This is a genomic window from Streptomyces bottropensis ATCC 25435 (genome assembly GCF_000383595.1).
Classification (GTDB): Bacteria; Actinomycetota; Actinomycetes; order Streptomycetales; family Streptomycetaceae; genus Streptomyces; species Streptomyces bottropensis.
In genome coordinates this window covers 7,209,519-7,235,111 of sequence record NZ_KB911581.1, presented here as the reverse complement: position 1 = coordinate 7,235,111, position 25,593 = coordinate 7,209,519, and the positions used below count along the sequence as shown (strand labels likewise).

Below are 25,593 nucleotides of genomic sequence, written 5' to 3'. Positions count from 1 at the left end.
CGGGTCGCGAAGGACACCGGGACCGGTGGCCTGATGCAGCCCTTGCACAGGTATTGACATGCCGTTCAAGACGGACGTAACTTCCCTGCCACAAGGAAGTAACGCGCGTTATTAAAGCGCGAAACTGGAGGCGTTGTCTCGTCTCTGACTCGCCGAAAGGGACTGGAAGTGGCCACGAACAGGACGCAGCGCGTGACCATGAGCGACGTGGCGCGCCACGCGGGTGTCTCGCGGACCACCGTCTCCTTCGTCCTCAACGACAAGCCCGGCGCCGCCATCCCCGAGGAGACCCGTCGGCGGATCCTGGCGGCGATCGCCGAGCTCGGCTACCGGCCCAACGCCGGGGCGCGGGCGCTGGCCGCGAACCGCAGCGGGTGGTTCGGGCTGATCACCGAGATCGTGACCGGCCCGTTCGCGGGGGAGATGATCACGGGCGCGCAGAGCCGCGCCTGGGGTGACCGGAGGTTCCTGCTGATCGCCGCGAGCGAGGGCGACCCCGCCCAGGAGGCCGCCGCGCTCGACCAGATGCTGGAGCACCGGGTGGAAGGGCTGCTGTACGCCACCACCTGGCACCGCGCCGTCACGCTCCCCAAGGCCGTCCGGGAGGTGCCGACGGTGCTCGTCAACTGCTACGACGCGGCCGGTGAGCTGCCGTGCATCCTGCCCGACGAGGTGTCGGGCGGATACAAGGCGACCCGCCGGCTCCTGGACGCCGGTCACACCCGCATCGGGTTCATCAACCTCGACCCGGTGATCCCGGCCGCCATCGGCAGGCGTGAAGGGTACGAACGTGCCCTGCGCGAGGCCGGGATCACCCTCGACCCCTCGCTCGTCGTCCCCGGCTGGGCAACCGCCGACAGCGCCTACACCGCCGCCGGCGAACTGCTGGACCGCCCGGCCGGCGCCCGGCCGACCGCACTGTTCTGCGGAAACGACCGGATGGCGATGGGCGCGTACGACGCGATCAAGGAACGTGGGCTGCGCATCCCGCACGACGTGGCCGTGGTGGGGTTCGACAACCAGGAACTCATCGCCGCCTATCTGCGGCCGAAGCTGACGACGCTCGCCCTGCCCTTCGAGGCCATGGGCACCAAGGGCATCGACATGCTCGCCGCCCTCGCAGCAGGGCAGCCGCTCGACACCCACCGGGTGACGATCGACTGCCCGCTGCTCGAACGCTCGTCGGTCTGACCACTAATCAGCCCGCCGAGGAATCCCATCCCGTCTTCGCCCTGTGTGTTGAAGAGAGGAAAAGAGTCTCCATTATGGCACCCTCCCGCATACCTTCACGGCGGCCACGAGCCGTCCTGAGAGCGGTCACCGCGACCGCCGCCGCGGCCCTGGTCCTGTCCGCCTGTACGGGTGGCTCGGGCGCCGCCGGCGCCGGTGACACTTCTGGCAACCAGCTGCTCACCATCCCGCGCGAGGATCTGGCGACGTTCACGCGCAACTTCAACCCACTCTCCCCGCAGGCCGCCCCCATGACCCTCCAGTCGGTCTACGAGCCTCTGGCGGTGCACAGCATGGCCGACGCCAAGGACACGCCGTGGCTGGCCACCAAGTGGGAGCAGGCCAAGGACGGCAAGTCCCTCACCTTCACGCTGCGCGACGGCGTCAAGTGGTCGGACGGCAAGCCGCTCACCGCCGACGACGTCGTCTACACCTTCGAGCTCCAGAAGAAGGTGCTCGGCGGCTTCGACTACCTCGACAAGGTCACCGCGGTCGACGCCCACACGGTGAAGTTCTCCTTCGACAGGGCGTTCTCGACCGCCTTCTACGAGATCAGCGGCCACTACATCCTGCCGAAGCACATCTGGTCGAAGGTGAAGGACCCGGCGAAGTACACCAACCCGGACCCGGTCGGCACCGGCCCGTACACCAAGATCGAGAAGTTCCAGAGCCAGTCGTACGAGCTGCGCAAGAACCCCGACTACTGGCAGCCCGCGAAGCAGCAGATCGCCGGCATCCAGATGCTCGCCTTCTCCGGCAACGACAGCGCCAACATCGCCTTCACCAACGGCGAGGTGGACTGGACGCAGTCGTTCATCCCGGACATCGAGAAGTCCTTCGTCGCCAAGGACAAGAAGCACAACCACTACTGGTTCCCGGCCACCGGCGCCATGATCAACTGGCAGCTGAACACCACCAAGGCGCCGTTCAACGATCCGGCCGTGCGCAAGGCGCTCAGCATGGCCGTCGACCGTGACCAGATCACCGAGGTCGCGATGAACGGCTACGCCGAACCCGCCGACTGCACGGGCCTGGCCCGCACGTACGACAAGTGGCGTGACACATCGCTGGCCGCCTCCTGCACCTGGACGAAGTACGACAGCACCGAGGCGGCCAAGGCCCTCGACGCGGCCGGCTACAAGGAGAGCGGCGGCAAGCGGAAGCTGAAGAACGGCAAGAACTTCACCCTCGACATCTCCGTCGGCTCCGCCTCCTCCGACTGGATCTCGGTCGCCAACATCATCAAGCAGGACCTGGCGAAGGTCGGCATCACCGCCACCGTGAAGACGCCCGACTGGTCGGCGGTCTCGTCCTCGTACAACACCGGCACCTTCGACACCGGCATCGTGTGGAGCAACAACGGCGCCACCCCCTACGAGTACTTCCGCGGCGTGATGTCGACCAAGATGGTGCGGCAGGTCGGCAAGCAGGCCACGGAGAACTACCACCGCTTCGGCGACAAGAAGGCCGACAAGCTCATCGACGCCTTCGCCGCCGCCACGGACGAGAAGACGCAAGCCGAGCAGATGAACGGCCTGCAGGAGCTGTACAACAAGGACGCGCCCGTCGTCCCGCTGTTCACCGGCCCCGAGTGGGGCGCGTACACGGACGCCCGCTTCACCGGCTGGCCCACCGAAGAGAACCCGTACGCCACCCTCGGTAACCGCAACGGCAGCACGATCCTCGTGCTCACGTCGCTGAAGCCCGTCAAGGGCTGACGCCGCCCGCGGACAGGCGGCCGCCCTCCTCCCCGGACGGCCGCCCCCGCGCACCGAGCCACACGTTCACCCCCCCCACCGACAGGGAGCACGATCCGTGCGTCTGATCCTGCGCAACCTGGGGTTCTATCTGCTCGCCTTCTGGGCCTCCATCACCCTGAACTTCGTTCTCCCGCGCTTCATGCCGGGCGACCCGGTCTCCCGGATGTTCGCGCAGGCCCAGGGCACGATGCAGCCCGACCAGATAGCCCAGTTGCGGAAACTCTTCGGCCTCGACAACCGCCCCCTCTGGGAGCAGTACGTCTCCTACGTCAAGAGCGTCTTCACCGGCGACCTCGGCATCTCCATCACCCGCTTCCCCACGCCGGTCACCGACGTGATCGGCTCGCAGATCGGCTGGACCCTGCTGCTCGGCGGCGTCGCGCTCGTCATCGCGGCCGTGCTCGGCAACCTGCTCGGCATCGTCGCCGCCTGGCGGCGCGGCGGCGTCCTCGACTCCGCCTTCCCGCCCCTGCTGATCTTCGTCGGCTCGTTCCCGTACTTCTGGCTGGCGATGGGCGCGCTGTACCTGTTCGGGGTGAGCCTGAACTGGTTCCCGCTGCGGCACGCCTACGACGTCGGTCTGACCCCCGGCCTCAACGGCGAGTTCCTCTCGAACGTCGCCACCCACCTGGTGCTGCCCGCGCTGACCATCGTGCTGGTCTCCATCGGCGGCTGGATGCTCGGCATGCGCAACACCATGATCGCCACGGCGGCCGAGGACTACATCACGATGGCCGAGGCGAAGGGGCTCAGCCCCTCGCGGATCATGTTCCGCTACGCCGCCCGCAACGCGCTGCTGCCCTCCGTCACCAACTTCGGCATGGCGCTCGGCTTCGTCGTCGGCGGCGCCCTGCTCACCGAGGTCGTGTTCGCCTACCCCGGCATCGGCTACCAGCTGCTGATGGCCGTCCAGGGCCTGGACTACCCACTGATGCAAGGAATCTTCCTGACGATCACGGCCGCGGTACTGGTCGCGAACTTCCTCGTTGACCTCGTCTACGTCCGCCTCGACCCGCGCGTCCGCGTCCGCTGAGGAGGTTGCCGACATGACCGCCATCGAGATCGCGACGGCCACCACGCCGACCAGCCCCGCGCGCACCTCCCGTCGGCGCGGACTGCTGCGCCAGCTCATCGACAGCAAGAAGGCGTTGACCGGGCTGATCCTGCTAGCTCTCTTCGCGCTGCTGGCCCTGCTCGCGCCCGTCCTGGTACCGGGCGACCCGTCGCTCATCAACTCCACGGGCAGCCAGGCTCCCTCGGCCGCGCACTGGCTCGGTACGACCGCCAAGGGACAAGACGTGCTCGCCCTCACGCTGTGGGGTGCGCGCAGCTCCCTCTTCGTCGGGTTCACCGTAGGGCTCGTGGCGACCGCGGTCGCCATCCTCGTCGGCCTGGCGTCCGCGTACTTCGGCCGCATCATGGACGACGCGCTGACCCTGGTCACCAACATCTTCCTGCTGCTGCCCGGCCTCCCGCTGCTCATCATCCTGGCCGCGTTCCTGCCGCCCGGCACCTCCACCGTGATCCTGGTCCTCGTCGTCACCGGCTGGGCGGGCTCGGCCCGGGTACTGCGAGCTCAGGCCAAGTCGATCCGCGGCAAGGACTTCGTGGCCGCCGCCGTCGTCACCGGCGAGCGCCCGCTGCGGATCATGTTCCGCGAGATCCTGCCCAACATGGCGTCCGTGGTGATGACCACGCTGCTCGGCTGCGTGATCTTCGGCATCGGCGCCCAGGCAGGCCTGGAGTTCCTCGGCCTCGGCGACAGCAGCGTCGTCAGCTGGGGCACCAACCTGTACTGGGCCAGCAACGACGGCGCGCTGATGACGGGCACATGGTGGGCCTTCGTCCCCTCCGGGCTGTGCATCGCGCTCGTCGCGTTCGCGCTCGCGCTGGTCAATTATGCGGTCGACGAGGTCACCAACCCCAGACTGCGCAACCGCCGTGCCCGCCGTGAGACGAGGGGCTGAGCCATGGAACCCGTACTTGAGGTGAACGACCTGCGCGTCGAATACCGCGGCGACGGACGCACCGTCGTGGGCGCCGACGACGTCTCCTTCTCCATCGGCGCCGGAGAGGTCTTCGGCCTCGCCGGAGAATCCGGCTGCGGCAAGTCGACCATCGCCAACGCGGTGATGCGACTGCTCAAGCCCCCGGCGGAGATCACCGCGGGCAGCATCCGCTTCCAGGGCAGGGACGTCCTCGCCCTGAACGAACGGGAGCTGCGCGCCTTCCGGTGGCGGGAGATCGCCATGGTCTTCCAGTCGGCGATGAACTCGCTCAACCCCGTCCTGACCATCGGCGAGCAGATAGTCGACATCTTCACCACCCACGAGAAGCTGAAGAAGCGGGCGGCGCGTGAGCGGGCCGGTGAGCTGCTGGAGCTGGTCGGCATCGACCCGGGAAGGCTGAAGGCATACCCGCACCAGCTGTCCGGCGGCATGCGCCAGCGCGTGGTCATCGCCATGGCCGTCGCACTCCACCCCCGGCTGCTGATCATGGACGAGCCGACCACCGCGCTCGACGTGGTCGTGCAGCAGGAGATCATGGCGCAGATCCGCGACCTCCAGCGGGAGCTGGGCTTCTCCATCCTCTTCATCACCCACGACATGTCCCTGATGGTCGAGCTGTCGGACCGCATGGGCGTGATGTACGGCGGACGGATCGTCGAACTAGCCGACGCCAAGGACCTGTTCGCCCATCCGCTCCACCCCTACACCGAGGCGCTGATGAACGCCTTCCCGCCGCTGACCGGCCCGCGCCAGGAGCTCACCGGCCTCTTCGACGCCCCGCGCACCGCCGACAGCTGCGGCTTCCACGTCCGCTGTCCCGAGGACCGCTCGGACTGCTCCATGAACATCCCCGACCTGCGCGAGATCGCCCCCGGCCGGTGGGCGGCCCAGAGTGCCCAGGGAGCCCCGCGATGACCCAGCCCTTGTTGTCCGTACGCGGTCTGACCAAGGACTTCCAGGTCGGCACCGTCTTCTCCCGGCGTCGTGTCCGAGCCGTCAACGACGTCTCCTTCGATCTCCCGGCCGGCCGGATCACCGCCCTGGTCGGCGAGTCCGGCAGCGGCAAGTCCACCATCGCCCGCTGTCTCGCCCGCCTCGAACAGCCCTCCGCCGGACAGGTGCTGCTCGACGGCCAGGACGTCCTGCGCACCGAGCGGCGCCGGGCGTCACGGGCGTACCGCCGCAAGGTCCAGATGGTGTTCCAGGACCCCTTCGGCTCACTCAACCCCGTCCACCGCATCGAGCACTTCCTCACCCGGGCCCTCGTCCTGCACGGCCACTCCGCCACACCAGAGGTGCTGCGCGAGCTGATGAAAACGGTCGGCCTGACCGAGGACATGCTCCAGTCCTACCCGCACGAACTCTCCGGCGGCCAGCGTCAGCGCGTCTCCATCGCTCGCGCGTTGGCGGTGGAACCGCGCATCGTCCTGGCCGACGAACCGACGTCGATGCTGGACGTATCCGTGCGCGTCGGCGTGCTCAACCTGATGCGGCGCCTGCGCGACGAGCGGAACATCGCCATGCTCTACATCACGCACGACCTGGGCTCCGCCCGCTACCTCGCCGACACCACGATGGTCATGTTCGCCGGCGAACTCGTCGAGGGCGGCGACGCGTTGGCGGTGATGGACGCCCCCGCCCACCCCTACACCCGCCTGCTGCTGTCCGCCGTACCCGACCCCGAACGGGCCGGCAGCTACGACGCCGTCGAGCGCGCCCGCCTGCGCGAGGCGATCCTCAACCCCACGTCCTGCCCCTACGGCGACGACGGCGCGTGCAGCCGCACCGACCCCGTCCGCCACATCGTCGGCGAAGACGACGGCCAGCCCCACTGGGTGCGCTGCCATTTGCGCGCACCCGCCTCCGACATCGCCCGCCGCGTCCTCAAGGCCACCGACCGGCAGGCCACCGAGGCAACCGCGGCCACCGACGCCACCGACGACACCGAGAAAGCGGAGACCACCGCCGCATGACCCACGATCTCACCCTCCCCTCCGGCAGCCACACCGCCGAGGGACTGGCCGAACGCGCCCTGCGCGACCCCCACCGCCCCCGCTTCCACTTCACCTCGCCCGGCGGCTGGCTCAACGACCCCAACGGGCTGAGCCACTGGAACGGCGTCTACCACCTCTTCTACCAGTACAACCCGCTCGCCGCCGCCCACCACCGCATCCACTGGGGCCACGCCACCAGTACCGACCTCGTGCACTGGGCCGACGAACCGGTCGCTCTCGTCCCCGGCACCACTGGCCCAGACCGCGACGGCTGCTGGTCCGGAGTCCTCGTCGACGACGGGGGAGTGCCCACGCTCGTCTACTCGGGCAGGCACGGCGAGCATGAACTCCCTTGCGTGGCCAGGGGATCGGCGGATCTGAAGTACTGGACCAAGTACCCGGCCAACCCCGTTATCACCGCCCCGCCCGAGGGCATCGACATCACGGCCTTCCGCGACCACTGCGTCTGGCGGGAGGGCTCCGGCGAGAACGCGGTGTGGCGTCAGCTGGTGGGCTCGGGAATCCGGGGCGTCGGCGGAACGGCCTTCCTGTACGAATCCGACGACCTGCGCAGCTGGCGCTACGTCGGCCCCCTGCTGACCGGCGACGCCTCGCAGAACCAGGGCGAGCTCGACTGGACCGGCACGATGTGGGAGTGCGTCGACCTCTTCCGGCTCGGCGAGGACGAGGAGGCCGGCAGCACCGACGCGCTGGTCTTCTCCGCCTGGGACGAGGGCACCACCCACCACCCTCTGTACTGGACCGGCCGCTACCAGGGCGACACCTTCGCCCCGACCGCCCTCCACCGCCTCGACTACGGCGAACGTTACTTCTACGCCCCCCAGTCCACCCGTGACGAGCACGGCCGCCGCATCATGCTCGGCTGGCTCCAGGAGGGCCGGACGGACGAGGCGAACGCGCAGGCCGGCTGGTGCGGTGTGATGTCCCTGCCGAGGGTCGTCACGCTCGCCACGGACGGCGGCCTGCACCAGGCCCCGGCGCCGGAGCTGACCGAGCTGCGGCGGGAGCGCGTAGAGGTGGCTCCGGGCCGGCTGGCCGACTCGTACACCCGGCTGCCCGCCGTGCGCGGGGACCAGCTGGACATCGAGACGACCCTGCGTCTCGCTCCCGGAGCGAGGGCCCGGCTCGTGCTCCGCGAGACACCCGACGGCGCGGAACGCACGGTCGTGGAGGTGAGCCGGTCGCACGACGGAGCGAGCGGCACCCTCCGACTGCACCGCGAGACCAGCAGTCTCGACCCGACGGTCGACACCGAACCCCGGTACGGCGAACTGCCGTTGGGCCCTGACGGCCGAGTCGACCTGCGCGTCCTCGTCGACCACTCCGCACTGGAGATCTTCGCCAACGGGCGTGCCCTGACCGCCCGCATCTACCCCACCCGCCCGGACGAGGCCGTAGGCATCGGTATCGGTGCCGACGGCGACGTGGCCCTGGAGCGGTTCGACGCCTGGCAGATGGCGTCGGCCTTCACCGACGGACCCCGGCCGCTGTGGCCGTGACGGTCTTACACACGGCCACGGCCCGCGGGCTGGACATCCCGCGGGGCCGTGGCCCCCCTCGCCTGTTCTCCCTCAGGAGCCGCCATGAGCGTGTCCCGCCGTACCCTCCTGCTCGCCGGAGGAACCGCCGCCACCCTGCTGCCTCTCGGAGGCATCCCCTCCGCAGCACAGGCCGCCGCCCCGAGCGCCGCCGGAGCGACCCCCGCCGCCACCCCGATTCCCGACCCCATCCCCGTCACCGGCACCTGGACCCGCACCTTGGACGGCGGCCAGAAGGCGACCGCCGGCCGTCGCGGGCCCGCCCTCGCTCTGTCGGAGCAGCAACTCGCGGCCAAGGGCACGTACGCGGCCCGCGTCACGCCCCAATCCTCCGCCTCCGTAGGCGCGTTGGTGTTCCGGGCAGCCCTGGACGGCTCGACCGGATACGCGGTCGCCCTCGACCCCGGCCGCTCCCGCATACGGCTCTACGACCTGGCCGGCGGCGACACACTAGCCACCGCTCCACTTCCGAGCGCGCGGACCAGAAAGCCCTATGACCTCGAAGTGGCAGTGGACGGAGCCGAGTTGACGGTGCGTGTCGACGGCAAGCGGCTCCTCCACACCGAGGACCACCGCCACGACACCGGCTCGGTGGGCCTGCTCGCCCAGGGCGGCACGGTCACCTTCGGCCCGCCGTCCCTCTCCTCAGTCACCACCAACCTCACCGGCTGGACCACGAGCGGCGGCACCTGGACGGCGAGTCCGCTGGGCTGGCGCGCGGCCCCGACCCAGGGAGCCACCGCCCGCGCCATCACCACGACCAGGACGTACGACACCGCGCTCCAGGCCGACCTGCTCCTGCACGACGCTTCCGCCATCGCCTCACTGCTGGTGCGCACCGACGCCACGGCCACACACGGCTACGGCGTCCAAGTCGACCCGGGCCAGGGCAGGCTGAGGCTCTACCGCATCGACGGCGACGTCACCCTCGGCACCTACGCGACCACCATCAAGGCCGACACGGTCTACCGTCTGCGCCTCGAAGCCGAACGCGACGAACTGCGCGTGCACTGGCAGACCAACTTCCTCTCTCCCGACGGCTACAGCCCCGTCATCACCGCCCAGGACTCCACCCACACGAAGGGCCGACTCGCCGTCACGGCTTCGGCCGGCGAGGTGTCCTTCGAGAACATCGCCGCGGCCGACCTCGTCACCGGCCTCCAGGGCTGGACGGCCCGCTCCGGCACCTGGACCCCGGACCTGCGCGGCATCCGCGGCGAGAACGGCCTGCGCACGGCCCCCTTCACCGACGGCGACCTGGTGGCGAGGGCCGACATCACATCCGGCGACCGCTCCTCCTCGGCCGGCCTCGTCCTGCGTGCGTCCGCGAACGGCTCCGGCGGCTACGAAGCCCGACTGGAGGCCGGCCGCGACGCCGTCGTCCTGCTGGACCGCTCCTCCGGCACCCGCCTCGCCTCCGCCTCCGGCCCGGTCCGGCGCATCACGGCCGGAGGCACGTACCGCGTCGAGGCCCGCGCGACGGGCAGAACCATCGAGGTGTACGTGGACGGCGTACGGGCGCTGAAAACCCGCGTGTCCCGCACCAAGGGCGCCGCCTTCGGCACCGCGGCCGCGCACGGGACGTCGTACTTCCAGAACGTCGAAGTCCGCGGCACCGCCGACCACTTCACCGAGCCGTACCGCCCCACGTACCACTACTCCCAGCTCACCGGCTCCACCAGCGACCCCTGCGGCCTGCTGCACCACGACGGCGAGTACCACCTCTTCCACCAGGACGAGGGCCGCTGGGCGCACGCGGTCAGCACCGACCTCGTCCACTGGCAGCCCCTGCCGATCGCCCTGCCCTGGAACGCCTACGGTCACTGCTGGACCGGCTGTTCGGTCGTGGACGCCGACGACACCTCCGGTCTCTTCGACGGCGGCTCGGGCCTGATCGCCTATTACACGAGCTACCACCCGGACAAGCCGGGCGGGAACGCGAGCGTGCGCATCGCGTACAGCAAGGACAAGGGACGCTCCTGGCAGCTGCACGGCGGCCCGAGTCCGGCCGTGCAGAACCCGGGCGGCCCGGACGCCGGCTGGACCTTCCGCGACCCGAAGGTCATCCGCGACGAGGCCCACGACCAGTGGCTGATGGTCGTCTCCGCCGGCGACCACATCCGCTTCTTCACCTCCACCGACCTCCTCACCTGGACCCAGGTCAGCTCCTTCGGCTACGGCGACTGGGCCACGCCCGGCGTCTGGGAGTGCCCCGACTTCTTCCCGTTGCCGGTCGACGGCGACAAGGACAAGGTGAAGTGGGTCCTCACCCTGAGCACCGGTGCCGTACGCGCCACGAACGGCTCGGCCGCCCAGTACTTCACGGGTGAGTGGAACGGCGCCGGTTTCACTCCCGACCAGAAGGCCGGCACGGTCCTGCGCGCCGACTCCGGCCGCGACTACTACGCCGCCATGTCCTTCTACGGCCTGCCCGACGGCCGCCGCGTCTGGCTCGGCTGGATGAGCAACTGGGACTACCCTTTCAGCGCCCCGACCGGCGGTTGGAACGGCCAGCTGAGCACCCCCCGCGAACTGACCCTCACGGACACCGCCGACGGCGTACGCCTGGCGCAGCGCCCGGTCCCGGAGCTGGTCACGCTGCGCACGTCCACCACGACCCGCAAGGACCTCGCCGTCGGCCCCACCTCCGCGAACCCGCTCGCGGGAGTCCGGGGCACCGCCTACGAGATCGAGGCCGAGATCACCCTTGGCACCGCCACGGAGATCGGCTTCCGGCTCCGGACCGACGACGACCAGCACACGTCAGTCGGATATGACGCCGAGACGCACGAACTGTTCGTGGACCGCTCGGCATCGGGCCTGAGCGACTTCACGCAGTACTTCGCGGGCCGCACGACCGCGCCGATGAAGACGACCGACGGCCGCGTGACCCTGCGCGTGTACGTCGACTCGTCCTCGGTCGAGGCGTTCGGCGCGGACGGACAGGCCGCCGTGACCAGCCTGATCTTCCCCGGCCCGGACGCCGACGGCATGGCCTTCTACGCCAAGGGCGGCACCGCACACATCGAGTCGCTCAAGGTGCACAGGCTGGACAGCACCTTCCGCCTAGTGGATCGGGTGAAGCCGCTGGTGGCCGCCCCGGCCGGCGGTGAATTCCGCTCGAACCTCGGCAAGTTGGCGATCACCCCCGCCGGCCGCTGGTCGACGGACAGCGCGGGCCGCGCCGGAAGCTTCGACAAGGACTCCAACGCGATCTCGGCCCGCACGGCGACGGACCTGGACCTCACCACTCTGGTCCGGCTCGGCGGCGCCGCCCCGGACACGGGCGGCGCCCTCTCCCTCCTCTGGCGCGCCTCCTCCGACGGCGCCGACGCCTACTGCCTCAACATCGACCCCGACCTACGCGTGATCCGCCTGGTCGCCAAGGCCAACGGCTACTTCGACGACGCCAAAGCCCTCGCCCGCGTCCCGGCTCTGGTCCGCCGCGGCACGACCTACCCCGTCCGCATCCTCACCGAGGGCGACCGCATCCAGGTGTTCCTCAACGGCACCCGGATCATGGACGTGACGGACACGACGTACAGGAGCGGACACGTCGGCCTGAACGTGTTCGGGGGGAGGGCGGCGTACCAGGACACGTACGTGCGGGAGCTGTGACCGCCGGTCAAGCCGACAAACGACCGTGACCGCGGAGGCTCCGCCCCGGCCGGGTGAGGTATTCGCACACCTGGGCGTACTGGAAACGGCCCGGAGAGGACCGACAGGCGGGGCGGGAGCGGCCGGGCTGGGCGGCTCCCGCACATACAGCCGCCGGTCTTCCTGCTCATCCCGTTCCTCCCGGGGCAGCGACGGCTACCGCTCGGACGGGACGTGGTCCGCTGCCCAGGGCCGCCGAGCGCGTGCCGGTGATCGCCGACGACGTGACGTGGCTCGACAAGGCCGACGCGGCCGTCGTCGGGTTCGTCGTACGGCGCGTCACGGACGCTCCGATGTCGAGCACGACCTTGCCCGACGCTGCGGCGGCGGGAAAGCTCCCGGTAGGGAGCCGGCGGGATGCTCACCACGACCCGGTCACCGGCGCGGGCCGCCTCCTCGGGGGTCGCGGCGCGGGCTCGCCGGCCGAGCTCGGCCATCGTCTCCGCCAGGGGCTGGGGACCGTGCCGCAGCGGGCGCTGTTCGCGCGAAGACGCCGGATCAAGAAGAGGAGACCGGCCTCTTGTGCGAGGTCAGGCTGGCGCCGTTCGCCGACGATCCGGCCGTCAGCCTGCTAAGAGAAGTTGACGGCCGGCACCGGGATCTTGTTTGCCGAAGTGTCACCTGCTGACCACCAGGTGACCGCCACTCGCCGGGCGCTTTGTCGGATCGCAGGAAACGATGGGAGACGTCACCGCTCGCAACCAGCTGCCGACACTCCGCGCGAAACACCCGAACCGCGCTGGAAGGACTCGTCATGACCGCGACCGCGCCCAAGGCTCCGACTGCACCCGGGGTGCGCTCCTGGTGGGGGATCCCATACGCCACCGCCGAGCGGTATCGCCGCCCTGTGGTCGCGGACTTCGATCCAGACCGACCCTATGACCGCAAGGGTGTTGTCGCTGTCCAGCCCGACAGCGGCGACTGGCTCGAAGCGGACAGTGGGATGGGCGAGGACTGTCTGAACCTGAACGTGTGGGCCCCTGAGCAGCCGGCCGACAAGGCGCTCCCGGTGACCGTGTACATCCACGGCGGTGGATTCGAGTACGGCGCGAACACTCAGATCACCTCCAACGCCTCCGGTCTTGCCGCGACGGGGCGCGTGGTGAGCGTGTCGGTCAACTACCGGCTCGGCGCCCTGGGCGCGCTCTCGCTCTCGCAATACGGCGGGCGGCTCGCCGAGGCCAGCAACCTCTTCCTGCAGGACATCATCGCCGCGCTCACCTGGGTCAAGCGGAACATCGCCCACTTCGGCGGCGACCCCGACAACGTCACCGTCTACGGCCACAGCGCCGGCGCCTACTCCACCTTCGGTCTGCTCGGCGCCTCCTCCGCCGATGGCCTGTACCGGCGACTGGCCGGGTTCTCCGGCGGACCCGCTCGTAGCGTCCCGGCCTGGTGGGCCGAGGAGCTCGCGCACCTGTTCGTCACCGAACTCGGCGTCGCGGACAACCCGGAGAAGCTGCTCGACCTCGACGCGGCCTCCCTGAAGGACGCCCTGCGCAAGGTCGCCCCGACGGACCTCGGAGTCCGCGGTGGGGTGGACAACCAGGCCACCGGCGTCGTCCTGGACATCGGGCAGCCCGGCGCGGTGGTGCACGCCCATCCCATGGACGTCCTGGCCTCGGGCGCGCACCGCGATGTCGACGTGCTGTTGAGCATGGCGAGTGACGACATGGGCTGGTGGGTGGCGAACGACCTCGACCGCTTCAACCCCCACGCCCGCGACCGCGTCGTCGACGAGGTCGCGGGGTGGCGTATTTCCCGCTCCCGCGCGCAGAAGATCGTCGACGCCTACGACCAGGGCGGCCGCACCCCGGCCGAAGTCCGCGCCGCGGTCATGGCCGACTACCTCTTCGCGCTCCCGGCCGCCCGCGGCGCCCTGGCACACGCCGCCGCGGGCGGCAACGCCCATCTGCTCATGATCGGGCCCGCCGAGGGCGCCCCCGCTGTGCACGGCACCGAGATGTATGCCCTCGTCGGCCAGGAACAGCCGGGCCGCAGCGCCGAACAGGCCGAGCGGGACACGCGGATCCGCGACATCGTCCTCGACTTCGCCACCGGCGAGCAGACCCGCCTGTGGCCCGCCGTCACGGACAAACCCACCTCGGGAAGCGTCGGCAGCCCTCCCTTCGAGGCCACCGCCCACTACCAGCAGGCCCTCGGCCTGTGGGAGGGCATCGACCGCCCCTGACGGTCACCGCGCGATCCCGAGATGCAGAACGGCGCAGGGTCACCACTGACTGATCACCCGGGCACCTGTGCCTGGAGCCCCGGCTCCGACTTCACATTCCCGGGAGACGAACACAACAAGGAGCTCGGCATGAGCCAACCGACAGCAACCGGCGGCGCCGCACCGGCGACGATGCGGGCCGTCGTCGTCACCCGGCCCGGCAGCCTCGACGCACTTCAGATCAAGGACGTACCGGTGCCCGTCCGCAAACCCGGCTGGGTGCGGATCAAGGTGAAGGCGTTCGGCGTCAACGAGTCCGAGGTCACCACCCGCAAGGGCGAGTCCGACGCGGTGGTCACCTACCCGCGCGTGCCCGGCATCGAGGGCGTCGGCGTGGTCGACGAGGCCGACGAGGACAGCGGGCTGCGGCCAGGACAGCAAGTGGCCACGATGATGGGCGGCATGGGCCGCTCGTACGACGGCGCGTACGCCCAGTACGTCACCGTCCCCGCAGGGCAGGTCATCCCGTTCGAGACCGGCCTGCCGTGGGACGTCGTCGGCGCGCTGCCCGAGATGTTCCAGACCGCCTACGGATCCCTGACCCGCGGCCTGGACCTCAAAGCCGGGCAGACGCTGCTGATCCGCGGCGGCACCTCCACGGTCGGGCTGAGCGCGGCCACCATCGCGAAGGACCTCGGCGCCACCGTCATCTCCACCACCCGCAGCCCCGGCCGGACCGAGGAACTGCGGGCCGCGGGCGTCGACCATCCCCTCGTCGACAACGGCACCCTCGCCGACCAGGTGCGCGAGCTGGTGCCGGACGGCGTCGACGCCGCCCTGGAACTGGTCGGCTGCTCGGTCCTCCCCGACACCCTCAACACCGTCCGCCGGCACGGCACCGTCTGCTTCACCGGAGCCCTGGCAGGCCAGTGGTCCATCCCGGACTTCACCCCGTTCATGATCCCCTTCGGGGTACGCCTGACCTCCTACGGTGGTCAGGCCGCCGACCTGCCGGCCGACGTCTTCGCCCACCAGCTCCAGGCCATCGCCGCCGGACGCCTCAACGTCCCGGTCGCGAAGGTCTACCACGGCCTGGAACAAGTCCGAGACGCCCAGGCCGACCTCGAATCCGGCACCACGCCGGGCAAGCACGTCGTCGTCCTGGACGACTGAAAGAAACACATCCCCTGGTTGGCCGACAGGCACCGGCTGGGGCATGCACAAAGAAAGGGAGGACGCCGTGGGCGTCAACAAGGAAGAAGTCGGCAAGACCCTCATCGAGCTGGAGAAGTCGTACAACGAACGCTTCAGCGCCGGCGACCCGGGCGGCTATCTGGACGGCTTCGCGGACGAGGTGAGCTACTTCGACCCGATCCTCGAGAACATCGTCGTCGGCAAGGAGAAGACCGTCGCGTGGCTGTCGTCCATCTACTCCCACCCGCACATCGTGCGCAGCGAGTACGTCAACCCGACGGTCCACGTCGGAGACAGCGGCGACTTCGCCGTCCTGGCTTACAACCTGAAGACCTACGTGCTCGACGAGGACGGCAACGAGATGCAGCGGCGCGCCTGGAACGCCACGCACGGCTACCGGCTCGTCGACGGACAGTGGCTCATCGTGCACTCCAACTGGGCGTTCTCCCAGACCGTGACCGAGAGGGTCGCCTCCTGACCGCGGCGCAGCCTGTGGTCCCTAGCCTGGCCGGGTTCCTCCGGCATAGCGAGCGGGGCCCCGCCTGTGCCGCCGGCATCGGGCCAGTGGTCGTCCCAGCCGCATCGATCTGCTCTGAGACACGCCTCGCGACACCTGCGCACCCGAATGACCCGAACGTGAGGATCCCATAATGACCGACACCGCAACCGACGCCTACAGCTCCTTCACCGTGACCGACCTGGAATCGACCCGCACCTTTTACCACGACGTACTCGGGCTGCAAGTCGAAGACCGGGACGCCATGCTCACCATCCGCCTCCCCGGCGGTGCGAGCACCGTCGCGTACGCCTCCCGCAACCACCAACCAGCACGCTTCACCATCCTCAACATCGTCGTCCCTGACCTCCCCCGTACTGTCGCGGACCTCACCCGACGCGGCGTGGATTTCGAGCACTATGAGGGAGTGCAGATCGACTCGGACGGGATCTACCGCGCCAACGGCCCCTGGTTCGCCTGGTTCACCGACCCCTCCGGCAACGTTCTTGCCGTCTGCGAACGCGACCTCCGCACGGCCGGCGCGAGGCGTACCGGCTGATTGACGGCGAGTGGCACGTCGGGCACTCCCACTGGGCGTTCACGCAGACAGCGAAGGCAGCCATCTCCTCCTGACGGGCAAGGCGCCTCCGCCGCGTTGCGTCACGCGTCGGTCCTCGCCTCGCGGGCGGCGAAGGCGGCCGGGGTGAGACCGGTACGGTCGCGGAAGAAGCGGCCGAAGTTCGCGGAGTCGGTGAAGCCCAGGTGGGCGGCCACAGCCCGGGCGTCCCACCGGGCAGCTCCCAGCAGGCGCCGGGCTTCCAGGAGGCGCCGCTCATCGATGAGTTCACGTACCCCCTTGCCGGTGGCGTCCCGGGCGGCGCGGCTCAGGGTGCGGACCGAGCAGTCGAGCAGCTCGGCGTAGTCCGCGGCTTGGTGCAGCTCCCGAAAGTGCAGTTCCAGGGCATCCAGGAAGCGTCCGTACCTGCCGGTGCGGCCCGTGCCGGCCGTGGCCGTACCGGTGGGGGCGATGCCCGGGACGTTGGTCAGGCGCAGCAGCAGCGATTCGAGCAGGCTGCGGCGCAGAGCGTGGTGGATGTCGAGGGGGCGCCGCCCGAGTGCGCGGTGTTCGTCCAGGAGCTGGAGCGCCGTCTGCTGGAGCCAGGCGGCGTCATCGGCTTGCGGGCTCAGCACGGCGGGGGCGTCGTGCGCGGTGAGCGGGGCCAGCAGACGGGCGATGTCGGGTCGCAGTACATCCGGTTCGAACAGGACGAACGGGCCGCGGGCGGAGCCGGGCGGATGCCAGCACAGCGTGTGTCCGGGACGCACCCAGAGCCACTGGCCGGGGGCGACGGTCCGCGTGACGTGGTCGACGTCGTGCCGCAGCTCGCCCTCGGTGACGGCGATGAGGTAGTGGAAGGTGGCGCGGACCGGACGGGGCGGGTTCCACGGCCAGTCGTCGTGCTGGGCGAAGAAGTCCTCGACGGTGTTCACCTCCAGGCCGTACGGAGTACCGACCGGGGGCTGGAAACCGTACAGCGGAACCGCGGCCGGTTCAGCCCGTCCGCTTGGGCTGGGGTGTCGCTTGCTGACCATCATGTGTCCGCAGTTTACTGCGCCTTATGTCGGTTTCGGGGAGAGAGTGGGACGTGCTGCCACGACCGCGCGGCGCGCCACTCGCGTCATGGGGTGCCCAGCCCGAGTTCACCCGATGAAGGAAACGTTCTTGAACGAAACGACCCTGCACAAGACCGCCGCCGCCTACGCCGAGGAGCTTCCCGGAGCCCAGCTCGAGCATCCCTTCGGTGACGACTGGGAGGTCTTCAAAGTACGAGGCAAGGTGTTCATGCTGATGACCGAAGTCCCGGGGCGTCCCGTCGTGATCCTCAAGGCGGACCCCGGCGAGGCCCACGCCCTGCGGCAGCAGTACAGCCACATCACCCCCGGCTACCACATGAACAAGAAGCACTGGATCACCCTGGAGAGCGGAGAAGGCGTCGACCAGGAGCTCGTCAGGGAGCTCGTCACCGACTCCTACCGGCTCGTCGTCGCCCACCTGCCCCGGGCCGAGCGGCCCGTCGACCCGCACACCTACGGCACCGGCACGCGGGCGGCCCGGTGAGCGCGGCCGGTGACTGGCTCCAGGACACCGCCCGCCAAGCGGCGCTGGCCCTCCCCGATGTCAGCCACGGCTACCCCTTCACCCCGGGACTCGACGTGTACAAGGTCGCGGGCAAGCCTTCACAGGGCCCGCGCCGAACCAACGCTCGTACCCCGACGAACACGGCGTACGTGCAGGCCGCCGACGATCACTCCCACAACACCCCAAAGGGGCACGGCCCATATGAGAATCCGACTGACCGCCGGAGAGACCGTCCGCAACGCAACCCTCGACGGCAACGCGACGGCACGCGACTTCGCCTCACTGCTTCCGCTGACGCTGCGGATGAACGACCTGCTCAAGCGCGAGAAGTACGCTCACCTGTCCCGGTCTCTCGCCGCGGGAGGCGAGCCGCGGTTCAGCTACGAGATCGGCCACATCGCCGGTGGCTCGGCAGTTCACCCGCGCGTGCCGTGCACCGGACTGGGTGTCGGCGAGGCGGCTCAGTCCGCGGGGCGGGCGCGAGGGCGCGGAACGAGGGCCGTCCGGCGGTGGGGGCATCAGCGCGATACCGCCTCGGGTGGGCGGTCGGCGAGAGGCTTGACGCCCGTCCGTGCGACCGCGCGGACTCTACTGCCTGAGGTCGATCATGCGGACCGGCTGCCCCGTCGTGCGAGCAATGGTTTCGAAGTCGCGGTCGAAGTGGAGCAGGGTGAGGCCTGCTTCTTCCGCGGCTGCGGCCACCAGGAGATCGACGGGGCCCGCACTGCGGTGTTCCCCTTTGGTGGTCAGTTGTTCCTGGACGACGCGGGAGCGGCGGTAGATGCCCTCAGGCATGGGGCACCACACGTAGTGGGCGTCGAGTGCGGCCTTCAGCCGCGCGCGGTCCGCGGCTGAGCGGGCGGAGTAGAGGACCTCGAGTTCCGTGATGTCGCAGATCGCGACGAGGCCGGCGCCGATCCTGTCGTCCCACTCAGTCGTGGTCTGGCGGAGCAGGACGCGGGCGAGGGCGGAGGTGTCGATGAGGTAGTCGGCGACGGTCACGGCCGGTACTGGTTCTTGTCCAGGAGAATGTCGATGTCCAGGGCTCCGTCGGTCACCAGTTGCCGGGCGTCTTCGAGCGCGCGCAGGCGCCGGTAGCGGGCGGTGACCTCGCGCAGGGCGGTGTTGATGGTGTCGCGCTTGGTAGTGGTGCCGAGTTCCTTGGCGGCTTCTTCCAGTGCCTCGTCGTCGAGGTCGATCACGGTGCGGCTCAAGATGGCCTCCTCATGCACGCTGTGGCGTATATCAATATACATGATCGATTGTATATTGATGGGCTTGCGCACCCCTGGGTGGTCCGTTTCTCAGATCTGTGGACCTGCAGCGAGCGCGTCAGGAGAGGGGTGTGCGCCAGGTACTTCCCAGTGGGCTCCTTTCGGCGTTCGAACTTCCAGGTGAGGCGGGAGGTCGTCACTTTCAGCATGTTGATCCGGATATCGACGGCGGTGCCGGAGACCAGGGTGAGGAACTTGTTGTCCGGCATGACGTACTCCTGGACGTGTGCCTTCAGTGGCCCCGAATCAGTGACGTGGATCCGGCTCGCCCGCCTTGTTCGCGGTGTCGTCCGCCGATTTGCAGGTCGCGAACGGCACAGGCTTCAGCCTCTGGCGCCCCGCTGTCGTGTTTGCGGCGGGCCTCGTCGCCGTACTGCCCCGCTCCCCGAAGCGAACGCCCCAGCCACACGGTTGGCCACACTGGAACTCGGCCAGGCCGCGCGTAGGCGTTTGACCTGTGACCACTGCCGTAGAGGCTCAGCCTCAGCACCCAGGGGAGAGCCTCCGCGCGTTGGAAAGGGAATCCGCTGCGCATGGTTTCGAGACCCTCTCCTCAGCTGGGGAGAGGGTCCGTGAACCGGGTGAGCGTGCCCATCCGGGACGCGTTCGGACGAGCCCTCTTCTGTCTGCTGTTGTCGCCGAGAGGCGAGGGGCGGGCCATGGCCGGGCCGGGCTTCTCGCCGGTGCGCTTCCAGTGTTCGATCCGTTCGGGCGTCCGGGCGATCGGCTTGGGCGGTGTGACCCACGGAAGCTCGACGAGCTGTGACCAGTTTCTTGCGAACGCCTGCTCGCGCTCGATGCCCCAGGTGAGCGCCGAGCTGAGGGCGTCGTTCATGCGATGTATGGTCGCGGGGCAAGTGGCCTTCCACAGGCTCCGACGCCCCTCGCGAAGGGCCCTGTTGCCTCTAGGAAGGCTTGGCGGTACGAACGACGCTCCTCCCTCTTGGCGTTGCCGGCGGCCTTCACCCAGGCTCTGTGGGCTTCGTGCCGAGCTTCCTGGAGTTCTTTCCCGCGTAGCCGGTGAAGGCGCCGGGCTGACGATCTGCTGTGACGCTGTGACGCTGTGACGCTGAGACGCTGTGACGAGGCTGCCGGCTGTGGCGCGTTCGCCGTCGTGAGGGGCAGAAGCCGTACGGGGGACGGGCGTGAGGCAGGTGGCACGGACGCCCTCGCGAGGGGCGTAGGACTGGCGGCGCGGACGCCCTCCTACCGCCGACGGCGCTACTCCCCGGGGAGTAATCCGCCCCTTCGGTCACCCCCGGCAGTACCCCCGAAGTCGCCCTGACGCGCGACGATTCCGGCCCTTCGCGCCGGGAGTCTGGTGGAGTCCAGACACCGTCCAAGGGAAGGGGGACCCCGCCATGGGGCCCGGAAAGACAACCACGCGTACGCGGCGACGAGCCGTGCCCTGGGTGCTGCTCGGGCTCTGGGTGGCCGTGCTCGCCCTGACCTTGCCGTTCGCGTCCAAGCTGTCCGATGTGCAGCAGGACCGAGCCGTCGACAATCTGCCGGCGAGCGCGGACTCCACCCAAGTCGCCAAGATCCAGGAGCAGTTGCCCGGCGGCGAGACCACCGAACTGGTGCTCGTCTACCACCGGGACGGCGGGCTGACCACCACCGACCGCGAGACGGCGGCCCAGCAGGTCGAGGAGATCGCGGGCGCGGTCCGGCTGACCGCGACGCCCAAGGTGGTGCCGTCCGAGGACGGGACCACCTTGATGTACCCGGTCGCCAGCAACGAACCGGGCATCGACGAGACACTCCGGGACGAGTTCGTCAAAGATGTACGCGATGTCGCTCAGGGGGACGGCGGGCTGAGCGTCGAGGTGGGCGGCCCGGGGGCGCTGGACACCGACGCGAACGAGGTGTACGACTCGCTCGACGGGCCACTGCTCTACACCACCGTCGGCGTGGTCGCGATCCTGCTGATCCTCATCTACCGCAGCCCGCTGCTGTGGCTCGTGCCGCTCGCCGTCGCGGGCGTCGCCGACTACCTCTCGATGGGCGTCGCGTACGGCCTCAACTCGGCGTTCGGTACGACCGTCTCCGGCCAGAGCACGGGCATCATGACGATCCTCGTGTTCGGCGTGGGCACCGACTACGCGCTGCTGCTGATCGCCCGCTACCGGGAGGAACTGCGGCGCGTCGAGCGGCCGTACGACGCCATGCGGGCCGCCCTGCGCGGCTGCGGCCCTGCCGTTCTCGCCTCGTCCGGCACGGTCGCCGCCGGACTGCTGTGCCTGCTCGCCGCCGACCTCAACAGCAGCCGCGGTATGGGGCCGCTCGGCACCGTCGGCGTACTGTGCGCGCTTGTCGCCATGCTGACGCTGCTGCCCGCGCTCCTCGTACTGCTGGGCCGCCGGGTGTTCTGGCCGATGGTGCCCGCGTTCGGCAGCCGGCCGAAGGAGCGCAGGTCGCTGTTCACCGCGATGGGCAGTTCCGCGAGGCGTCGGCCGCTGGCCGTGCTCGCGGGCGGTGTGGTCCTGCTCGGCGCGCTCGCCACCGGCATGCTGAACCTGCCCGGAGCGGTCAAGCAGGAGGACTCCTTCGTCGACAAGCCGGAAGCGGTCGCCGCGATGGAGACGCTCGCCGCGGCCTACCCCGAGCAGAGCAGCCAGCCGCTCGATGTGATCACTCCCAGCGGGCAGGTCGACGAGACCCTGGCGGCGGTGCGTGACCATGACGGTGTCGCGAGCGCCGAGCGGGGACGCAGTGGGGACGGCTGGACGGAGATCTCCGTGATCGCCAAGGACCCGCCCCAGTCGGCAGGCGAGAGCGCGACGATCGAGTCCCTGCGCTCGGAGCTCGACGGGTCCTACCTCGGCGGTCCGAGCGCCGAACAGATCGACCTCAAGGACACCAACGCCGGCGACACCAAGGTCGTCGTGCCGCTCGTCCTCGGCTCCGTGCTGCTGATCCTGATCGCGTTGCTGCGCAGCCTGGTCGCCCCGCTGCTGCTGGTGGCCGCCGTGGTCGCCGTGTGGGGTGCGGCGCTCGGCATCGGCGGACTGGTTTTCGGCCCGGTCTTCGGCTTCGAGGGAACCGATCCCGGACTCGGACTGCTCTCCTTCGTGTTCCTGGTCGCCCTCGGCGTCGACTACGGCATCTTCCTCATGCACCGGATGCGCGAGGAATCCCTGTCCGGCAAGGAACCCGTGGCCGCCGCGCTCACCGCGCTGCGGACGACGGGGGGCGTCATCGCCTCCGCGGGCCTCGTCCTTGCCGCGACCTTCGCCGTGCTGGTGAACATGGGCCTGGTGCAACTGGTCGAGCTGGGCTTCGTCATCTCGGTCGGAGTGCTGCTGGACACCTTCCTCGTACGGACGTACCTGGTGACCAGCGCAAGCGTCGCCCTGCGGCGGAAGATGTGGTGGCCGGGTCGCCTGTCGCGGGAACCGGAGCCGGTTCCTGACGCACAGGAGCCTGTCGCAGTTCCGTAGACACCGCGGGCGTCCCTCCCACTGCCGGAGTGACGCCCGCCTGACGGAAGATGGAGCAGTGCCGCGCCCCCAATCCCTCATCGAGCGGGCCCTGACCGCCGTCAACTACCCTCCGGCGGTCCCCTCCCTGCGCAACGACGCGCACCTCGCCGCCGCGGTGGCCGCCCTCACCACGGTCATGGCCCTCTTCCTCAAGGACGGGCGCCAGCCGGACCTCCTCGCGTGGCTGCTGCTGCTGGGCGCGAACGTCCCGCTGATCTGGCGTCGGCGCCACCCCATGACCGTGATGCTGGCCATGGTGGCCTGCGTCGTCCCGTACCACGCGCTCGACTACACCCACAGCGCCCCCGTTCCCGCGACCCTGCTCGCGCTCTACACCGTCGCCGTCGCCGGCAGCGCCCGCCGCGCCCTGCTCATCGGGACCGTCCTCATCGGCATGACCCTCACCGTCAACGCGGTCACCAATCCGGACGGACTCGCCGAGATCATCCGCATCACCGGCTGGCTCATCTCCGTACTGCTCCTCGGCGGCTACGTCCGCGTCCACCGCCAGTACCTCGCGTCCGCCCTGGAACGTGCCGAACGCGCCGCACGCACCCGCGAGGAGGAGGCCCGCCGCCGGGTCGCCGAGGAGCGGCTGCGCATCGCCCGTGACCTGCACGACCTGCTCGCGCACAGCATCACGCTCATCGGCGTGCAGACCTCCGTCGCCGCCCACGTACTGGCCGCCGACCCGGACCGCCTCGACCGCGAGGCCGTCGCGAAGGCGTTCGACGACATCGCCTACACCTGCCGCACCGCCCGCGGTGAACTCCGCACCACCCTCGAGGTGCTGCGCGCCGCCGAGCACGGCGACGGCCGCGGGCCGCTGCCCGGCCTCGACGGCATCGCCCACCTCGCGGAGACCGCCCGCACCGCCGGGGCACGGGTCGAGTCGACCGTACGGGCCGACCACGCGCCGCCCGCCGTGGGCGCCGCCGCGTACCGCATCGTGCAGGAGGCGCTGACCAACTCCGTACGGCACGGGGGACCGGGGCTTTCGGTCCAGGTGCACGTGTACGAGAAGGACAGCGCCCTGCACGTCTCGGTCACCGACGACGGCACGGGGCCGTGCTCCACGGACATCCCTGGGTTCGGTCTCGTCGGGATGCGGGAGCGGGCGCGGAGTGTGGGCGGCACACTGGACGCCGGGCCGGGGGCCGCCGGGGGGTTCGAGGTGACCGCTGTACTGCCTGAGCTGCCTGCACTGTCTGCGACGCGCCCGTCAACCGAGCCGTCCGCGCCGTCCGTGCACGCGCAGCAGCAACGAGAAGAGGCCCGTTGACTTCCTCCCCTCGTGAGCGAGGGGGAGCCCTACGGCTCGCGCCGTGGGGTTTCTGCTTCACCGCCGACTGCCCGCCCGGAGTTGTCCGTTGAGGTCCTACAACGCCTCCACACACTGTCACCGCCAGCGCGGCGGCGAGAGGGTTGTTCGCCGCGTTCACGTCCCGGTCGTGGGCCGTGCCGCAGCTGTCGCACATCCAGGTGCGGACGCGCAGCGGCATCGCCTCAGCGAGGCTGCCGCGGGGCGCGGGTCGGGGTTCGGGTTTTGTCCCGGCTGACGGTCACCGTGGTTCGGCACCGTCCCCTCGGGCAGGGGACGCGACCAGGCGATGTCCAACGGGTCGGCCGTCCTCGCAAGCGTCAGACGGCCGTCGCGGAAGCGGAAGGCGGCCTTGCGCACGCATCCGAAGGTGCGCGACAGCTCGGCTGCCTGCGCATCGGCCGGATAGAAGCGGGACTTGAAGGCCCGCTTCACGTGAGTGGCCATGTCGCACCAACCAGCACATCAACTCGTGACTCTCTACGGGTAGTTGATGGGCGACGCCGATCCGCGCAGGGGGGCGGATCTGCTTTCCCTGCCCTGCTCCGCAGGAGTCCGCTTGCTCCCCCGCCTGAAGGCGGGGGTATCCACGGAGGAATCCAGATGACCGTGATTCGTGTTCTGCTCGCCGACGACCAGACCCTCGTGCGGTCCGCCTTCGCCATGCTCGTCGAGTCGGCCGGGGACATGGAGGTCGTGGGGCAGGCGGGTACCGGGCGGCAGGCCGTGGAGCTGGCCCGTTCGGAACGGGCGGATCTCGTGGTGATGGACATCCGTATGCCCGACCTCGACGGGATCGAGGCGACCCGGCTCATCGCCGCCGACGAGGACCTGGCCGGGGTCAAGGTCCTGGTCCTGACGACGTACGACACCGACGAGCACATCGTCGAGGCACTGCGCGCCGGAGCCTCCGGGTTCCTCGTGAAGGACACCAAGCCTGCCGAACTCCTCGACGCCATCCGTACGGTGGCCGCCGGCGAGTCGCTCCTGTCGCCGGGCCCGACGTCGCGCCTGATCGCCCGTTTTCTGCGCGCGCCGCACGCCATGGCTTCCGCGACGGGTGGTCCCGAGGAGCTCTCCGAGCGGGAACGCCAGGTTCTGACCCTGGTCGCACGTGGGCTCAACAACACCGAGATCGCTGAGGCGTTGGGGTTGAGCCCGCTCACGGCCAAGACCCATGTCAGCCGGGTCATGGGGAAGTTGGGGGCGCGGGATCGGGCGCAGTTGGTGATGGTGGCGTATGAGTCGGGGCTGGTGGTGCCGGGCGAGGGGTGACGTTTCGAACCGCCGCCGCGACGAGCATGGGC

At 69.8% G+C, this 25,593-nt stretch carries 21 protein-coding genes and 2 pseudogenes; 17 read left to right on the top strand and 6 right to left on the bottom strand.

The window, feature by feature from the left end; all coding sequences use genetic code 11:
• Positions 1-198 precede the first annotated feature (198 nt).
• The 12 genes from STRBO_RS0132100 to STRBO_RS0132040 all read left to right on the top strand — a co-directional run bounded on the left by STRBO_RS0132100 (position 199) and on the right by STRBO_RS0132040 (position 16,628).
• Positions 199-1,191 carry a LacI family DNA-binding transcriptional regulator gene (locus STRBO_RS0132100; RefSeq protein ID WP_051085310.1) on the top strand — a complete coding sequence of 331 codons (993 nt, stop codon included), beginning with the start codon at positions 199-201 and terminating at the stop codon, positions 1,189-1,191.
• Between the two features lie 74 nt (positions 1,192-1,265).
• Entirely contained in the window at positions 1,266-2,948 is a 1,683-nt protein-coding gene (locus tag STRBO_RS0132095) for an ABC transporter substrate-binding protein (RefSeq protein ID WP_005479078.1), read from the top strand.
• 97 nt (positions 2,949-3,045) lie between these two features.
• Positions 3,046-4,023 carry an ABC transporter permease gene (locus tag STRBO_RS0132090; protein ID WP_005479077.1) on the top strand — a complete coding sequence of 326 codons (978 nt, stop codon included), beginning with the start codon at positions 3,046-3,048 and terminating at the stop codon, positions 4,021-4,023.
• A gap of 13 nt (positions 4,024-4,036) precedes the next feature.
• Entirely contained in the window at positions 4,037-4,957 is a 921-nt protein-coding gene (locus STRBO_RS0132085; RefSeq protein WP_005479075.1) for an ABC transporter permease, read from the top strand.
• A 3-nt stretch (positions 4,958-4,960) separates the two neighbouring features.
• Complete coding sequence (locus STRBO_RS0132080; protein ID WP_005479073.1) at positions 4,961-5,914, top strand: ABC transporter ATP-binding protein; 954 nt, start codon at positions 4,961-4,963, stop codon at positions 5,912-5,914.
• Positions 5,911-6,972, top strand: coding sequence for an ABC transporter ATP-binding protein (locus STRBO_RS0132075; RefSeq protein WP_005479071.1), 1,062 nt, complete (start codon positions 5,911-5,913; stop codon positions 6,970-6,972). The genes STRBO_RS0132080 and STRBO_RS0132075 overlap by 4 nt, the downstream gene beginning before the upstream one ends.
• Positions 6,969-8,513 (top strand): glycoside hydrolase family 32 protein, encoded by a 1,545-nt coding sequence (locus STRBO_RS0132070; RefSeq protein WP_005479068.1) that lies wholly within the window; start codon positions 6,969-6,971, stop codon positions 8,511-8,513. Before STRBO_RS0132075 ends, STRBO_RS0132070 begins: the two co-directional genes overlap by 4 nt.
• An 84-nt stretch (positions 8,514-8,597) precedes the next feature.
• Positions 8,598-12,170 carry a glycoside hydrolase family 32 protein gene (locus tag STRBO_RS0132065; RefSeq protein ID WP_020115401.1) on the top strand — a complete coding sequence of 1,191 codons (3,573 nt, stop codon included), beginning with the start codon at positions 8,598-8,600 and terminating at the stop codon, positions 12,168-12,170.
• Between the two features lie 793 nt (positions 12,171-12,963).
• Positions 12,964-14,400: a carboxylesterase family protein gene (locus tag STRBO_RS0132055; protein ID WP_005479065.1), complete on the top strand. Its 1,437-nt coding sequence runs from the start codon at positions 12,964-12,966 to the stop codon at positions 14,398-14,400.
• 129 nt (positions 14,401-14,529) lie between these two features.
• Positions 14,530-15,552, top strand: a complete 1,023-nt coding sequence (locus tag STRBO_RS0132050) for an alcohol dehydrogenase catalytic domain-containing protein (RefSeq protein WP_020115398.1) — start codon at positions 14,530-14,532, stop codon at positions 15,550-15,552.
• A 43-nt stretch (positions 15,553-15,595) separates the two neighbouring features.
• A complete protein-coding gene (locus STRBO_RS0132045; protein WP_005479063.1) occupies positions 15,596-16,051 on the top strand; it encodes a YybH family protein in 456 nt (151 codons plus the stop codon).
• Between the two features lie 172 nt (positions 16,052-16,223).
• Positions 16,224-16,628 carry a VOC family protein gene (locus STRBO_RS0132040; RefSeq protein ID WP_005479061.1) on the top strand — a complete coding sequence of 135 codons (405 nt, stop codon included), beginning with the start codon at positions 16,224-16,226 and terminating at the stop codon, positions 16,626-16,628.
• Positions 16,629-16,729: 101 nt separating this feature from the next.
• Here the strand turns inward: STRBO_RS0132040 and STRBO_RS0132035 are convergent, their stop codons facing one another.
• Positions 16,730-17,665, bottom strand: coding sequence for a helix-turn-helix domain-containing protein (locus STRBO_RS0132035; RefSeq protein WP_020115396.1), 936 nt, complete (start codon positions 17,663-17,665; stop codon positions 16,730-16,732).
• 127 nt (positions 17,666-17,792) lie between these two features.
• On the opposite strand from STRBO_RS0132035, the gene STRBO_RS0132030 reads away from it, so the two are divergent.
• On the top strand, positions 17,793-18,188 hold the full coding sequence (locus tag STRBO_RS0132030; RefSeq protein ID WP_020115395.1) for an MmcQ/YjbR family DNA-binding protein: 396 nt from the start codon (positions 17,793-17,795) through the stop codon (positions 18,186-18,188).
• A gap of 57 nt (positions 18,189-18,245) precedes the next feature.
• Positions 18,246-18,596: pseudogene (locus STRBO_RS45745) on the top strand (cyclophilin-like fold protein); the annotation flags it as partial.
• Between the two features lie 201 nt (positions 18,597-18,797).
• On the opposite strand, the gene STRBO_RS0132025 reads toward STRBO_RS45745, so the two are convergent.
• The 4 genes from STRBO_RS0132025 to STRBO_RS0132015 all read right to left on the bottom strand — a co-directional run bounded on the left by STRBO_RS0132025 (position 18,798) and on the right by STRBO_RS0132015 (position 20,318).
• On the bottom strand, positions 18,798-19,211 hold the full coding sequence (locus STRBO_RS0132025; protein ID WP_005479055.1) for a PIN domain nuclease: 414 nt from the start codon (positions 19,209-19,211) through the stop codon (positions 18,798-18,800).
• Positions 19,208-19,423: a type II toxin-antitoxin system VapB family antitoxin gene (locus tag STRBO_RS0132020; RefSeq protein WP_020115394.1), complete on the bottom strand. Its 216-nt coding sequence runs from the start codon at positions 19,421-19,423 to the stop codon at positions 19,208-19,210. Before STRBO_RS0132020 ends, STRBO_RS0132025 begins: the two co-directional genes overlap by 4 nt.
• Entirely contained in the window at positions 19,420-19,692 is a 273-nt protein-coding gene (locus STRBO_RS43560) for a hypothetical protein (RefSeq protein ID WP_158690963.1), read from the bottom strand. Before STRBO_RS43560 ends, STRBO_RS0132020 begins: the two co-directional genes overlap by 4 nt.
• 344 nt (positions 19,693-20,036) lie before the next feature.
• Positions 20,037-20,318: a hypothetical protein gene (locus tag STRBO_RS0132015; RefSeq protein WP_005479052.1), complete on the bottom strand. Its 282-nt coding sequence runs from the start codon at positions 20,316-20,318 to the stop codon at positions 20,037-20,039.
• Between the two features lie 526 nt (positions 20,319-20,844).
• Here STRBO_RS0132015 and STRBO_RS0132010 point away from each other — a divergent pair.
• Both STRBO_RS0132010 and STRBO_RS0132005 read left to right on the top strand, forming a co-directional pair.
• Positions 20,845-22,923, top strand: coding sequence for an MMPL family transporter (locus tag STRBO_RS0132010; protein WP_005479049.1), 2,079 nt, complete (start codon positions 20,845-20,847; stop codon positions 22,921-22,923).
• A gap of 58 nt (positions 22,924-22,981) precedes the next feature.
• A complete protein-coding gene (locus STRBO_RS0132005; protein ID WP_005479048.1) occupies positions 22,982-24,247 on the top strand; it encodes a sensor histidine kinase in 1,266 nt (421 codons plus the stop codon).
• Positions 24,248-24,513: 266 nt separating this feature from the next.
• Here the strand turns inward: STRBO_RS0132005 and STRBO_RS46110 are convergent.
• Positions 24,514-24,733 (bottom strand): annotated as a pseudogene (locus STRBO_RS46110) (helix-turn-helix domain-containing protein); the annotation flags it as partial.
• Between the two features lie 156 nt (positions 24,734-24,889).
• On the opposite strand from STRBO_RS46110, the gene STRBO_RS0132000 reads away from it, so the two are divergent.
• Positions 24,890-25,561 (top strand): response regulator transcription factor, encoded by a 672-nt coding sequence (locus STRBO_RS0132000; protein ID WP_005479045.1) that lies wholly within the window; start codon positions 24,890-24,892, stop codon positions 25,559-25,561.
• Positions 25,562-25,593: the final 32 nt, after the last annotated feature.